Origin of the sequence: Vibrio sp. Vb1729 (genome assembly GCF_033338655.1) — a bacterium.
GTDB lineage: Bacteria > Pseudomonadota > Gammaproteobacteria > Enterobacterales > Vibrionaceae > Vibrio > Vibrio alginolyticus.
This window is the reverse complement of record NZ_JAWOTB010000017.1, coordinates 39,052-53,083: the sequence shown is the minus strand read 5'-3', so window position 1 is coordinate 53,083 and position 14,032 is coordinate 39,052. Positions and strand designations below refer to the sequence as shown.

10 protein-coding genes, 1 tRNA gene and 1 riboswitch are annotated in these 14,032 nt (G+C 44.9%); of the genes, 5 read left to right on the top strand and 6 right to left on the bottom strand.

The genetic code is table 11. From position 1 onward, the window contains the following. The 5 genes from rsxC to R7E29_RS10275 form a co-directional block, all read right to left on the bottom strand. A partial coding sequence (gene rsxC, locus R7E29_RS10295) for an electron transport complex subunit RsxC (protein WP_318082640.1) occupies positions 1–2,234 on the bottom strand: 2,234 nt, incomplete at its 3' end. An 8-nt stretch (positions 2,235–2,242) separates the two neighbouring features. Then, positions 2,243–2,839 carry an electron transport complex subunit RsxB gene (rsxB, locus tag R7E29_RS10290; protein WP_005380760.1) on the bottom strand — a complete coding sequence of 199 codons (597 nt, stop codon included), beginning with the start codon at positions 2,837–2,839 and terminating at the stop codon, positions 2,243–2,245. A gap of 3 nt (positions 2,840–2,842) precedes the next feature. Then, positions 2,843–3,421, bottom strand: coding sequence for an electron transport complex subunit RsxA (rsxA, locus tag R7E29_RS10285; protein WP_005380762.1), 579 nt, complete (start codon positions 3,419–3,421; stop codon positions 2,843–2,845). 305 nt (positions 3,422–3,726) lie between these two features. Beyond that, positions 3,727–6,024: a formate C-acetyltransferase gene (gene pflB, locus R7E29_RS10280; RefSeq protein WP_054576231.1), complete on the bottom strand. Its 2,298-nt coding sequence runs from the start codon at positions 6,022–6,024 to the stop codon at positions 3,727–3,729. Between the two features lie 351 nt (positions 6,025–6,375). After that, positions 6,376–6,451: transfer RNA gene (locus R7E29_RS10275), tRNA-Asn, on the bottom strand. A gap of 559 nt (positions 6,452–7,010) precedes the next feature. On the opposite strand from R7E29_RS10275, the gene uvrB reads away from it, so the two are divergent. From uvrB to luxU, 3 genes are all read left to right on the top strand, one after another. Further along, positions 7,011–9,041 (top strand): excinuclease ABC subunit UvrB, encoded by a 2,031-nt coding sequence (uvrB, locus tag R7E29_RS10270; protein WP_017636056.1) that lies wholly within the window; start codon positions 7,011–7,013, stop codon positions 9,039–9,041. Between the two features lie 291 nt (positions 9,042–9,332). Beyond that, complete coding sequence (luxO, locus tag R7E29_RS10265; protein ID WP_005380768.1) at positions 9,333–10,739, top strand: quorum-sensing sigma-54 dependent transcriptional regulator LuxO; 1,407 nt, start codon at positions 9,333–9,335, stop codon at positions 10,737–10,739. Then, positions 10,736–11,080: a quorum-sensing phosphorelay protein LuxU gene (luxU, locus tag R7E29_RS10260; RefSeq protein WP_054576229.1), complete on the top strand. Its 345-nt coding sequence runs from the start codon at positions 10,736–10,738 to the stop codon at positions 11,078–11,080. The genes luxO and luxU overlap by 4 nt, the downstream gene beginning before the upstream one ends. Positions 11,081–11,218: 138 nt before the next feature. Here the strand turns inward: luxU and R7E29_RS10255 are convergent, their stop codons facing one another. Continuing rightward, positions 11,219–12,115, bottom strand: coding sequence for a YvcK family protein (locus R7E29_RS10255; RefSeq protein ID WP_005388931.1), 897 nt, complete (start codon positions 12,113–12,115; stop codon positions 11,219–11,221). 175 nt (positions 12,116–12,290) lie between these two features. Further along, positions 12,291–12,425: riboswitch (molybdenum cofactor riboswitch) on the top strand. Here R7E29_RS10255 and moaA point away from each other — a divergent pair. Both moaA and moaB read left to right on the top strand, forming a co-directional pair. After that, a complete protein-coding gene (moaA, locus tag R7E29_RS10250) occupies positions 12,414–13,403 on the top strand; it encodes a GTP 3',8-cyclase MoaA (RefSeq protein WP_017636052.1) in 990 nt (329 codons plus the stop codon). (Overlaps the previous riboswitch by 12 nt.) Before the next feature lie 101 nt (positions 13,404–13,504). Then, positions 13,505–14,017 (top strand): molybdenum cofactor biosynthesis protein B, encoded by a 513-nt coding sequence (gene moaB / locus R7E29_RS10245; protein WP_054576227.1) that lies wholly within the window; start codon positions 13,505–13,507, stop codon positions 14,015–14,017. Positions 14,018–14,032: the final 15 nt, after the last annotated feature.

Here is a 14,032-nt window from a genome sequence, read left to right as displayed (position 1 = left end):
CGAGCAATTGCAGCGGCAACTGCGGCTTTTTTCGGATCGTCGGTTTGCTCGGCAGGTGCGTCAGCTTCTTCCGCTTCGGTTGAGTCTGCTTGCTTCGCTTTGCGCGCTTTGGCTCGAGCAATTGCAGCGGCAACTGCGGCTTTTTTCGGATCGTCGGTTTGCTCGGCAGGTGCGTCAGCTTCTTCCGCTTCAGTTGAGTCTGCTTGCTTCGCTTTTCGTGCTTTGGCACGTGCAATCGCAGCAGCCACGGCGGCTTTTTTCGGATCGTCGGTTTGCTCAGTAGGTGCTTCAGCTTCTTCCGCTTCAGTTGAGTCTGCTTGCTTCGCTTTACGTGCTTTGGCACGTGCAATGGCAGCAGCAACCGCGGCTTTCTTCGGATCGCTGTCTTGCTGTGCAGACGTTTCCGATTCTACAGATTCAGTTGAATCTTCTTGTTGTGCTTTTTTCGCTTTAGCTCGGGCGATGGCGGCCGCAACTGCCGATTTTTTATCATCAGCGTTATTGTCTGGCGTTTCGCCTTGTTCTTTTTGCGCTTTACGTTCGCGAGCAAGACGTTTGCGTTCTTCGCGCAGTTTTGCCATTTCTGAGTTATCAGGTTCACTAGAGCCTGCTTTAGCTGCTGCAGCTTGTTTCGCCTTCGCTTTGGCAATGGCTGCCGCTACGGCGGGTTTTACTGCTGGCTCTGCTTTTTCTGTGGTTTCTGTCTTTTGAGCTTTCACTCGTGCGATCGCTGCTGCTATCGCATCATCGCTACCAGAAGACTTCATCTCTTTTCGGCGTTGATCGGCAGCTTTCTTGAAGCGATTTTCACGTTCTGCTTTTTCGCGTTCCATACGCGCTTTTTTCTCTTCAAAACGCAGTTTTGCTCGCTCTGCAGCTTCCGCTTCTTGTGTTCTAGTTCTAATTTCTGCTTTCGCTTGGCGGTAGTACTGTACGAGCGGAATTTCACTTGGACATACAAACGCACAAGCGCCGCACTCGATACAATCCTTTAAGTTTAATTCTTCGAGTTTGTCATACTCTTCAGCTTTTGCATGCCATTGCAGTTGTTGAGGCAGCAGCGAAGCAGGGCACGCTTCTGCACATTGGCTACAGCGAATACATTCCATCTCATACTGGTGCGGAGAGATCTCACGACGAGTCGGAGCAAGGATACAGTTTGCTGTCTTGGTAATCGGCACTTGGGAGTGAGGAAGGGTAAAGCCCATCATTGGCCCACCCATAATTAAACGCTGTAACTTCTTATCTGCTTTATAGCCAAACTCATCCAACAGTGCTTGTACTGGTGTCCCTAACAATGCCCAAACGTTGCGTGGTTGTTTGAAGGTTTTACCAGTGAGAGTCACGATGCGCTTTATCATCGGTTCACCGTCGATGACTGCGCGTTTGATAGCGTAAAGAGAACCAACATTCTGAACCAAAATACCAATATCGGCTGGAATCGCGCCACTTGGTACTTCTTTATTGGTTAAAATTTTGATCAGCTGTTTTTCACCGCCAGAAGGGTATTTAGTCGGGATAACGCGAATAACGATATCTTTGTTTATAGCCGCAGCTTCTAGCGCTTTGATTGCTTCTGGCTTGTTGTCTTCAATGCCAATAATCGTGAGCTTTGGTGTCAGGATATGTTCGACAATTTCGATACCTTGAATAAGCTCTTCGGCATGTTCTTGCATGAGCTTGTCATCAGACGTGATGTATGGCTCGCACTCTGCTGCATTAACGATAAGAATCTCGGTACGAGCAAAACCTGATTGGATTTTTTTTGCAGTAGGGAAGCCTGCGCCACCCATACCAGAAATACCAGCGAGACGAATAATATCAATCAGTGCGTCAGGGGTTTCTTGTTGGTAATCTGCGACGGGGTTTCTTTCACACCATGCATCTTTCCCATCAGGCGTGATGACTGCGCACAACTCACTTAACCCAGAAGGGTGCGCGACAGTTCGTGGCTCAATCGCGGTGAGCGTACCTGATGTTGGAGCATGCACTGGAACCGTAAAGCCGGTCTCCGATTGCGTTAATGGCTGACCTTTTAATACGTAGTCACCTTCGGCAACCAGTAGGTTACCCGCTTTACCAATGTGCTGTTTTAGCGGCAATACAATTTCTGACGGGATAGCCGCATGAGCGAGTTCAGTTTTGTTGGACTGCTTTTTATTTTCTGCCGGATGCACACCACCTGGGAAATCCCAAAGCGCGCCTGTACGAATTTGTTCAATCAAAGACAACATGTGAAACCTTACTTAATTGAATCTTTCACGTTCGCTGCATTGTCGGCAGCATCCGTAATGTTAAGTACCGGAATGGAGTGAAGTTGCCACTTCCAGCTTTCTGTGGTCGTTGCCACAGGAATCATTTCAATACAATCAGTCGGACATGGGGCAACACACAAGTCACAGCCCGTACATTCATCTTTGATTACGGTATGGACCGCCTTTGTTCCGCCTACAATTGCATCCACCGGACACGCCTGAATACACTTAGTGCAGCCAATACACATGTCTTCATGAATAAACGCAACGGTTGGAATTTTGCTGTCGAGATCGTGCGCAGATTCTTCTGGCTCAACACCCATTAAGTCGGCGAGCTTTTCGATTGTTGCCTGACCACCAGGGGGACATTTGTTTATGTGGTCGCCATTTGCAATTGCTTCAGCATAAGGGCGGCAACCAGGGTAGCCACATTGACCGCATTGAGTTTGCGGTAAAATGGCGTCGATTTGATCCACAATAGGGTCCGCTTCAACTTTAAAGCGAATAGAAGCAAAACCAAGTATCGCGCCGAAAATCGCAGCCAGAACCGCTAACGCGATAATCGCAATTAAAATCGTACTCATCGCTTACTTCACCAAACCTGTAAAGCCCATAAAGGCGAGTGACATTAAACCTGCTGTAATCATTGCTATTGATGCACCTTTAAAAGGTACAGGAACGTCGGCGGCGGCTATGCGCTCTCGCATGGATGCAAAAAGTATCAACACCAACGAGAAACCAACAGCGGCGCCGAAGCCGTAGATGATCGATTCAATAAAGTTATGGTTTTCATTAATGTTAAGAAGTGCCACGCCCAATACTGCGCAGTTTGTTGTGATCAGCGGTAAGAAAATGCCAAGCAAGCGATAAAGCGTCGGGCTGGTTTTGTGCACAACCATTTCGGTGAACTGCACCACAACGGCTATCACCAAAATAAAACTCATGGTTCGAAGGTACTCAATACCCAGTGGACGAAGGATGTAGCTTTCCACTAAATACGCACACACTGACGCGAGCGTTAGCACAAAAGTTGTCGCTAAGCCCATACCTATTGCTGTTTCCAGTTTTTTGGACACACCCATGAAAGGACATAGGCCCAAAAACTTCACCAGTACAAAGTTGTTCACCAGCACAGTGCCGACCAACAACAAAACATATTCGGTCATAGTTATTACGTTCTTAAAATCCGATCTTGATATTATCGTGTTTTGTGACACCAATAACAACCAGTGAACGATGTGGTTTTACATACACGATGGAAAAATAGTCGTCTAATTGATGTATTTTGATGAATCAATAAGAAATTGAATCGTTTGCTGAATGTATTGTTAGCGAGAGGATACTACCTATTAATTTTCATCTAATGTGTGATTTTAAAAAAAGCCCGCCTCTCCCAGGTAGAAAAGAGAGGCGGGCAACGCATATTTACAAGCTAATTATTTAAACTTTCTGAGTGCTTGATGGACTGTGTTTATATCTTACTTGTGAAGGTACGAGTGATGACGTCTTGCTGTTGCTCTGTCGTTAGAGAGTTAAAACGTACCGCATAACCAGACACTCGAATCGTCAACTGAGGGTATTTCTCTGGATGTTCAACCGCATCCAATAACATCTCTCGGTCCAGAACGTTGACGTTAAGGTGTTGACCACCTTCAATCGCAATGCCCTCGTTGCTTGCTTCGTGATGGAAGTAACCATCCATTAGCGCGGCTAGGTTTTTCTTCTGACTTAATTCATCTTTACCCAGTGCGTTAGGCACAATTGAGAAGGTGTAAGAAATACCATCTTTCGCGTAAGCAAACGGCAGTTTAGATACCGATGCCAAAGACGCAACCGCCCCTTTTTCATCACGACCGTGCATTGGGTTTGCACCCGGGCCAAAAGGCATACCTGCGCGACGGCCATCTGGTGTATTACCCGTTTTTTTGCCGTAAACCACGTTAGATGTGATCGTTAGGATCGATTGAGTTGGCACTGCTTCGCGGTAGGTGTGCATCTTCTGAATTTTCTTCATGAAGCGCTCAACCAGATCACAAGCGATGTCATCAACACGGGCATCATTGTTACCAAATTTTGGATAATCACCTTCGATTTCAAAATCAACGGCGATGCCATCTTCATCACGAACAGGTTTCACGGTCGCGTATTTAATTGCCGCCAAAGAGTCAGCGACAACAGACAGACCTGCAATACCACACGCCATGGTGCGGTGCACGTCGCGATCCATCAATGCCATCAGTGATGCTTCGTAGCTGTAACGGTCATGTGAGTAATGGATGATGTTCAACGCTGTGACGTATTGCGTTGCTAGCCACTCCAACATATTGTCGAAACGAGGCATCAAAGCGTCAAAGTCGAGAATTTCATCTTGAACTTTGTCCACTACCGGACCCACTTGCGCTTTCGATTTTTCATCGATACCACCATTGATGGTGTAAAGCAGCGCTTTTGCAAGGTTGGCACGTGCACCAAAGAATTGCATGTGCTGACCAACAATTTGCGGGCTCACACAACATGCAATCGCGTAGTCGTCATTGTTGAAATCAGGACGCATTAGATCGTCGTTTTCGTATTGAACAGAAGAGGTATCAATCGACACTTTTGCAGCGTATTGCTTGAACGCTTCAGGTAATTGCTCTGACCAAAGAATCGTCATGTTTGGCTCAGGAGCAGGGCCCATAGTATGTAGTGTATGTAAGTACCGGAATGTCGTTTTAGATACTAGCGTACGGCCATCAACGCCCATACCAGCCATGGCTTCGGTTGCCCAGATTGGGTCGCCAGAGAACAATGAATCGTATTCTGGTGTGCGTAGGAAGCGAACCATGCGTAGCTTCATGATGAAGTGGTCAATCATTTCTTGCGCTTGTGATTCATCAATCAAACCGTTTGCGATATCGCGTTCTAGATAGACGTCTAGGAAAGTCGAAGTACGGCCCAGTGACATTGCTGCGCCGTTTTGCGATTTAACCGCCGCTAGGTAGCCAAAGTAGGTAAATTGGATCGCTTCTTGTGCTGTTTTTGCAGGTAGCGACATATCAATACCGTATTTCAGACCCATTTGACGAATGTCTTCAAGTGCTTGAACTTGATCGGCTATTTCTTCGCGAAGACGAAGTGTTTTCTCAAGATCGTTGCCTTGTTCTAAGAACGTTTGTGTTGAATTGTATTGTTCTTTTTTGTCTGCTTTTAAGAAGTCGATACCGTATAGGGCGAGACGGCGATAGTCACCAATAATACGACCACGGCCATAGGCATCAGGAAGACCCGTAATGATGCCGGATTTACGACACGCTAGGATTTCTTTGGTGTAAAGGTCGAAACACGCTTTGTTGTGAGTTTTACGGTATTCAGTGAAGATTTTTTCAACCGTTGGATCCAGCTCGCGGCCATAAACTTCGCAAGAGTTTTTGACCATGCGAATCCCGCCATTGGCGATGATTGCACGTTTTAGCGGTTGATCAGTTTGTAAGCCAACGATCTTTTCCAGATCTTTGTTGATGTAGCCTGCATCGTGGGAAGTGATTGTTGAGGGCAAGTCTGTGTCAAAATCAATAGGGGCGTGTGTGCGGCTTTCTTGTTTTATGCCTTCAAGCACTTGGTTCCATAATGCTGAAGTGGATTCGCTAACTTCAGCTAAGAAAGTCTCGTCTCCCTCATAGGGTGTATAGTTTTTTTGGATGAAGTCACGAGTGTTGACAGAGTTTTGCCATTCACCAGCAGTAAATCCAGCCCATGCATCTAGCATGTCAGTTGTCGGAATAGTCATAAGTAAATCCCTAAGTTATTGATAATTAGAATGGAGGCGACGAGTAGGACGGAACCATTCTTAACCCTTTTAATCGTATGGATTTATTTATTATGAGTAAAATGAATGCTTTTCATTTTTTTAATGATTAAATTGCATTAATAATAGATTCAACTATTTACGATTGTGTTTTGCTAGAAAAGAGACAGAATTAAATGTGTGGTGCTGTGAGAACACTATCTATGACAATGTTATGAGTTCTGTAATTTGAACTTTTTTCGGTGTGATTTTATGGCGCCTAGATTGGCTTAGATTTCATGGCGATTAAGATACAAAAAAAGCCGTGTCTTGCGACACGGCTTTTCTATAATCTGGCTCCTCCTGCTGGGCTCGAACCAGCGACCTGCGGATTAACAGTCCGTCGCTCTACCAACTGAGCTAAGGAGGAATTGCTTTGCTTGAAAGCGGGACGAATCTTACCGAGCACTCAAACTACTGTCAACAGTAAAAAAATACATTTTTAGCAAAAAATATTGAGTTAAGGGCTTTACTTTTCTGTATGGCTTGCCAGTAAAGGCTTGAGGTTAGTTATCCACTAAATTTGTGGATAAGTATGTTGATGAGATCTGGGTAAAGAAAATTGATATGCAACTAAGTTTTTATTTAATGAATTTTTAGTCAGAGTTATGCGTAAAATAAGCAAATAAAACAGAGATTTATCGATGTTAATCAAAAGGCATTCAAAGTGGATAAAAATCAATCTTTTGGGGATAAGAAAGTTTTAAGCTAATTTTTGGGGAAAAGTTGTGGAAACTATAATGTGAAGAATGTGTGTAGCTCTTCAACTAGGGCGAAGTAATATATCAGAGTCACTTTTGTATGGCTATAGCATTCTAGACAAACAAGAAAATTTATTAACAATGATGGTTAAATTCTCGATAGACGTAGATTTCATTAGCTAAGGTGTATATATATACAGCCAAAGCGCAGTAAAATTGAGGAAGGGTATGAGTAAAGTCTATGAATTGGTCTCCGATTATCAGCCGTCGGGCGATCAACCAGGAGCGATCAATCAGTTGCTTGAGGGGCTCGATGCTGGGCTAGCACATCAAACCTTGTTGGGGGTCACAGGCTCAGGTAAAACCTTCACACTAGCGAATGTGATTGCTCAAGCCCAACGACCTGCAATATTACTTGCGCCAAACAAAACGCTTGCTGCTCAGTTATATGGTGAGATGAAGTCATTCTTTCCTAATAATGCGGTTGAGTATTTTGTTTCTTACTACGATTACTACCAACCTGAAGCGTACGTTCCGACCACGGATACCTTTATAGAGAAAGACGCTTCAGTTAACGCGCATATAGAACAAATGCGTTTGTCTGCTACAAAAGCACTACTAGAACGTAAAGATGCCATTATTGTTGCATCGGTATCGGCTATCTATGGCTTGGGTGATCCTGAATCGTATCTACAAATGATGCTGCACCTACGTCGCGGTGATGTGATTGATCAGCGTGATATGCTTCGTCGCCTAGCGGAGCTCCAATACTCGCGCAATGATGTTGCTTTTGAGCGAGGGCAGTTCCGTGTCCGTGGCGAGGTGATTGATATATTCCCTGCTGAATCAGACCAAGACGCTGTGCGCGTTGAGATGTTTGACGATGAGGTGGATTGCATCAGTGTGTTCGATCCATTGACAGGCGTGGTGAAACAACGAGACTTGCCGCGCTATACCATCTATCCCAAGACGCACTATGTCACGCCAAGAGATCGCATTCTTGAAGCGATTGAAAATATTAAAGTCGAACTAGAAGTGCGCAAAAAGCAGCTTCTAGATAACAACAAGCTACTGGAAGAGCAGCGAATTAGCCAGCGCACTCAATTCGATATCGAAATGATGAATGAGTTGGGCTTTTGCTCCGGTATCGAAAACTATTCTCGTTATCTCAGTGGACGCTCGGAAGGTGAGCCGCCACCAACCCTGTTTGACTACTTACCTCATGATGGCTTGTTGATCATCGATGAATCTCACGTGACAGTACCGCAGATAGGTGCCATGTATAAAGGCGACCGTTCGCGTAAAGAAACGCTGGTGGAGTTTGGTTTCCGGTTACCTTCAGCTTTGGATAATCGTCCACTGAAGTTTGAGGAGTTTGAAGCACTAGCGCCACAAACGATTTTCGTCTCTGCTACTCCTGGAAATTACGAACTAGAAAAATCGGCGGGTGATGTAGCGGATCAAGTCGTTCGTCCTACAGGCTTGCTTGACCCTGAGTTGGAAGTTCGCCCAGTAGCGACCCAAGTCGACGACCTATTGTCTGAGATCCGTATTCGCGCAGCTAAAGATGAACGAGTTCTGGTTACAACACTGACCAAACGAATGGCTGAAGATCTCACCGAATACCTTCACGAACATGATGTTAAGGTACGTTATTTACACTCAGACATTGATACTGTTGAGCGTGTGGAAATTATCCGTGACCTTCGTCTTGGGGAATTTGACGTGCTGGTGGGAATAAACTTATTGAGAGAGGGCCTGGATATGCCAGAGGTCTCGTTAGTTGCAATTTTGGATGCGGATAAAGAGGGCTTCTTGCGGTCTGAACGCTCACTCATTCAGACCATTGGTCGTGCTGCACGAAACATCGAAGGTAAGGCGATTTTATACGCTGACCGAATCACCAACTCAATGAAAAAGGCGATGGATGAAACTAACCGTCGTCGCGAGAAGCAGGAAGCGTACAACGAAGAAATGGGTATTTCGCCACAAGCGCTCAAACGAAATATCAAAGACATCATGGAACTTGGCGATATCACTAAGTCTAAACGCCAGCGTAACACTAAACAGGTACCATTATCGAAAGTGGCGGAGCCTTCGCAAACTTACGAGGCACTGTCCCCTCAGCAGCTAGAAAAAGAAATCAGTCGACTGGAGGCAGCGATGTATCAGCATGCGCAAGATTTAGAGTTTGAGTTAGCGGCACAAAAGCGTGACGAGATTGAAAAACTACGAGCGCAGTTCATCGCAAATAGTTGAACAAACTTACCGATTTAACTATCCAAGCATTTTAGGTCGCTTGTAAAAAAAAGAAGCCAATAGGCAGTCGGGTCTATTGGCTTGTTTTGTGAACATATCGTTCACTAACAACGTCAGTTGGCTAGGTGACCCGAGGGGTCACTATCGTTACAGCATGGTTTGTGCCACTTTTTAAATAATTGATATTATTTTTGAATTTTTTCCTTTGCCCATAATTTAGCTAATGTTATTTGCAAAATGCAAAGCGTAATGCGATTATTGTTTAAAACACAACAAAATAATAGCTAGGTTATGCAACAAAAACCCGAAGGCCCAAAGTCTCGTTACCTTTTAATGGTCGAGGACACCGCATCTGTTGCGGCTCTGTACCGCTCATACCTGACACCGCTTGGCATAGATATCAATATTGTCGGCACAGGTAGGGATGCCATTGAGAGCCTAAATCATCGAATTCCAGATCTTATTTTACTCGATCTCCGTCTGCCAGATATGACGGGGATGGACGTTTTACATGCCGTTAAAAAGAGTCATCCCGACGTACCTATAATTTTTATGACCGCTCACGGTTCTATCGATACCGCTGTCGAGGCCATGCGTCATGGCTCACAAGACTTTCTAATTAAACCGTGTGAAGCAGACCGTTTACGTGTCACGGTTAACAATGCCATTCGTAAAGCGACCAAGCTAAAAAATGAAGCCGATAATCCAGGCAATCAGAGCTATCAGGGGTTTATCGGCAGTAGCCAAACCATGCAGCAGGTTTACCGTACGATAGATTCAGCGGCGAGCAGTAAAGCGAGTATTTTTATCACAGGTGAAAGTGGTACTGGTAAAGAGGTATGTGCCGAGGCTATTCACGCAGCAAGTAAACGTGGTGACAAACCTTTTATTGCAATTAACTGTGCTGCAATTCCAAAAGATTTGATTGAGAGTGAACTGTTTGGTCACGTAAAAGGGGCCTTTACTGGCGCTGCGAATGATCGTCAAGGGGCAGCTGAGTTAGCGGATGGCGGCACACTTTTTCTAGATGAGCTTTGTGAGATGGACTTGGATTTACAAACCAAGTTGCTACGATTTATTCAAACGGGCACATTCCAAAAAGTGGGTTCCTCAAAAATGAAGAGCGTGGATGTGCGCTTTGTTTGTGCCACTAACCGTGATCCCTGGAAAGAGGTACAAGAAGGTCGATTCCGTGAAGATTTGTACTATCGTTTGTATGTCATTCCTTTGCATTTACCGCCTTTACGCGAACGAGGCGAAGATGTTATTGAAATTGCATACTCACTGCTAGGTTACATGTCACACGAAGAAGGAAAAAGCTTCATACGTTTTGCGCCTGATGTCATCGAGCGATTCAACAGCTATGAGTGGCCGGGTAACGTTCGTCAGTTACAAAACGTGCTACGCAATATCGTTGTTCTAAACAACGGTAAAGAGATTACGTTGGACATGTTACCGCCACCGTTGAATCAACCGCTTGACCGTCCGTCGTCTGTGGCTAAATTAATTGAGCCGAAAGCGATGACCGCATCTGAGATTATGCCATTATGGATGACGGAAAAAATGGCAATCGAGCAAGCGATTGAAGCATGTGATGGCAATATTCCTCGAGCGGCGGGATACCTTGATGTCAGTCCGTCGACGATTTACCGCAAGTTACAGGCATGGAACGGCAAGGAAGAGCGGCAAAAAGTATGAGTGTAAATGTATTAAATCAGCAAAAAATAGATGAACTGTCGATGGAAATTGGCAGTGACAACGTACCTGTACTGTTCGATATCTTCCTAGGAGAAATGGATACCTATATCGAGAACTTATCCCAACTGCAGGGGGCAGAGCGATTAGCTTACTCAAAAGAAATCAGCCACGCGTTGAAAAGTAGTGCTGCGAGCTTTGGGGCAGATCGCCTTTGTGAACTGGCGATGTCCATAGACAAAAAAGCGAAAGCCGGTGAGTTGACTGCGGAGTCTGAGGAGTTAGAGGTTATGTTCGATCTTTTGCACGAAACTCGAGATGCTTATCGCTCTTGGCGACAGTAACTATTTATTCCTATTAACCATTTTTTCTTAGTAAACATCTGTTCTTACTGGATGCCTGAACTAAAACCCTTCGATGACAGAAGGGTTTTCATTATCAATAAACACCTTAAAAGAGGGCGCTAGCCAGGTAACGTGCTCTTAAATAGAAAGTTGTAGCTGATTTTCAATCGCTAGTTTGAGCTTGTTTCTATCGTGACGCCAGTCTCGGTTAGAGGAGGCGAGTGACTCCGTCACTACATTCCATTGACTTAAGACGTCTTGCTCGGTTTTCTCTGCTAGAACCACGTCTATTTTTCTTCCTTGACAGGCACGTTCACACCATTCTAATTTTTGAGCCATCGTCATTCGTCCCGCTGGGCCGTATTCTGGACTCAGGTTAGCAACAAAAATGACTTTTGCTTTTGTGTTTGCTGCAATCGCTTTGCCGAGTTCAGGCAGCAATAAAGGAGGCATGATACTAGTTAAAAAACTGCCAGGGCCAAGAATAATCGCGTCCGCTTCCGCCAAAGCTGTGATGGCTTCTTTGGTAGCAGGCACTTCTGGTGAAAGATCCAAACGTCGCAAGTCTGCTTTCATTTCGTCGACATTTGTTTCTCCCGTAACCCACTTCCCATCTACGGATAACGCGGAAAGATCCGAAGGGTGTTCGGACATAGGAAGGATGTTAACGTCGACTTTTAACATATTGCGAATCAGATTAATGGCATCTAAAGGTCTGACCGATAAGTTATCGAGTGCAGTAAGCATCAAATTACCAAGATTATGACCATCAAGTTCGCCAGTGCCTTTGAAGCGATATTCAAACATCATAGAACTGATCGAAGGCTCTGTAATGAGCTGATTAATACAGTTACGTGTGTCTCCCCAAGCGATTCCTCCTTGGCAGTGACGAATTCTTCCTGTTGAACCACCATTGTCAGTCGTGGCAACAATCCCAGTTGCATTGCTGCCAAAATCTCGTAATGCGGCCAGCATTCGACCTAAGCCATGACCACCGCCAACAGCGACCACTTTTTTATCTGTGTAGATATTCATTATGTTCTTCTAATAATCTAATAAAAAACGGCTACAATTTATCTTAAGGAGTGTCTTAAAGGTACTCACTTAGCGGTAAATTGTGTCTCTAGAGAGTTTTTTATCACTCAAGTCTGGATTCCATTACAAATATTAAGTATTTTACACCGCAAAGCTATCAGAGATTTCATATCTCTGGTTGCCATAACTCCGAGCTCACTATTGCTAAGTCCTTGGATAAGCGTTTTGAGCCAGTGGCATACTGTCACAAGGGCATGATTGGAAATGGCCATGCCTCCCGTGTTTGGAAAGGTGTTCCGTGGCGCAACAATTCGAAGACAAATTTCATCGTAAGTTTTATTACTTGCGTCTGTCTGTGACCGACGTATGTAATTTCAAATGTACCTATTGCCTTCCTGATGGCTATAAGCCTTCGGGCAATAAAAACTCGTCTTTTTTATCTCTCCCTGAAATCAAACGGGTCGTAAAAGCATTCGCTGATTGTGGCACGTCAAAAGTGCGCATCACTGGTGGTGAGCCTAGCTTACGCAAAGATTTTACCGACATTATCCATTCAGTAGCGGCGACGCCTGGCATTCAAAAAGTTGCAACGACAACCAATGGCTATCGCATGGCAAAACAAGTCGCAGATTGGCGTGAAGCGGGTTTAACCCACATTAATGTCAGTGTGGATAGCCTTGACCCGCGTATGTTTCATCAAATCACAGGTGAAAATAAGTTTACTGAAGTCATGAATGGTATCGAACGTGCGTTCGAGGTCGGTTATGAGCAAGTAAAAGTTAATGTGGTGTTGATGAAAGATCTGAACCATCACGAGCTGCCAGCGTTTCTTAACTGGATAAAAGATCGTCCAATCCAACTGCGTTTCATTGAGTTGATGCAAACGGGTGAGATGGATGAGCTATTTAATAAGCACCATGTATCCGGAGTGGCAATTCGTAACCAGCTAATTGCAAATGGTTGGTTGCTGAAAGTGCGCTCGCATAATGATGGTCCTGCGCAAGTATTTGTTCATCCTGATTACAAGGGTGAAATAGGTCTTATCATGCCTTATGAAAAAGACTTTTGTGAAAGCTGCAACCGACTGCGCGTTTCTGCGATGGGTAAGCTGCACCTATGTCTGTTTGGAGACCATGGTGTAGAATTGCGTGATCTTTTGGAACGTGATGAGCAAGAGAGTGAGCTTATTGAACGTATCCAGGCGCAGTTACAAACCAAGTCGGTAAGCCATTTCTTGCATGATGGCAATACTGGTATGACGCCACACCTCGCGTCTATCGGCGGCTAACTTCATTCAACTTTTAGAGCGAGCTTAGTGATAAGCTGGCTCTAACTTTTTCCGAATCGATACCAAGCGTATCAAAGCTAATTAAGAGAATAGGTGAACAAATGGGTCACGCTGAAAGCAAATTCCAACCTGCAAATATTGCCGTTCTAACGGTATCTGACACTCGTACTGAAGAAAACGATATCTCTGGTCGTTACCTAGCTGAGCATGCTCAAGAAGCGGGTCACAACGTAGTAGACAAGCAAATTGTTATTGATGACATGTACAAGATCCGCGCGATTGTTTCTCAATGGATTGCTGATGAAAGCGTACAAGCGATCATGATTACTGGCGGTACAGGTTTCACCTCACGTGATAGCACGCCAGAAGCACTTAAGCCTCTATTTGATAAAGAAGTTGAAGGTTTTGGTGAGTTGTTCCGTATGGTGTCGTACGAAGAGATCGGTACGTCTACCATTCAGTCTCGTGCGATTGCAGGTTTTGCTAACCACACCGTGATCTTCGCAATGCCAGGTTCAACGGGTGCGTGTCGTACAGGCTGGACAAAAATTATTAAACAGCAGTTGGATGCAAGTCATCGCCCTTGTAACTTCATGCCACACCTATCTGTATAACCTTTCCTAAAAGCG

Coding starts and splice junctions, on each gene's coding strand:
- uvrB (WP_017636056.1), top strand. CDS start 7,011: ATGAGTAAAGTCTATGAATTGGTCTCCGATTATCAGCCGTCGGGCGAT.
- R7E29_RS10255 (WP_005388931.1), bottom strand. CDS start 12,115: ATGAATATCTACACAGATAAAAAAGTGGTCGCTGTTGGCGGTGGTCAT.
- pflB (WP_054576231.1), bottom strand. CDS start 6,024: ATGACTATTCCGACAACTGACATGCTAGATGCATGGGCTGGATTTACT.
- luxU (WP_054576229.1), top strand. CDS start 10,736: ATGAGTGTAAATGTATTAAATCAGCAAAAAATAGATGAACTGTCGATG.
- rsxB (WP_005380760.1), bottom strand. CDS start 2,839: ATGAGTACGATTTTAATTGCGATTATCGCGTTAGCGGTTCTGGCTGCG.
- moaB (WP_054576227.1), top strand. CDS start 13,505: ATGGGTCACGCTGAAAGCAAATTCCAACCTGCAAATATTGCCGTTCTA.
- rsxA (WP_005380762.1), bottom strand. CDS start 3,421: ATGACCGAATATGTTTTGTTGTTGGTCGGCACTGTGCTGGTGAACAAC.
- luxO (WP_005380768.1), top strand. CDS start 9,333: ATGCAACAAAAACCCGAAGGCCCAAAGTCTCGTTACCTTTTAATGGTC.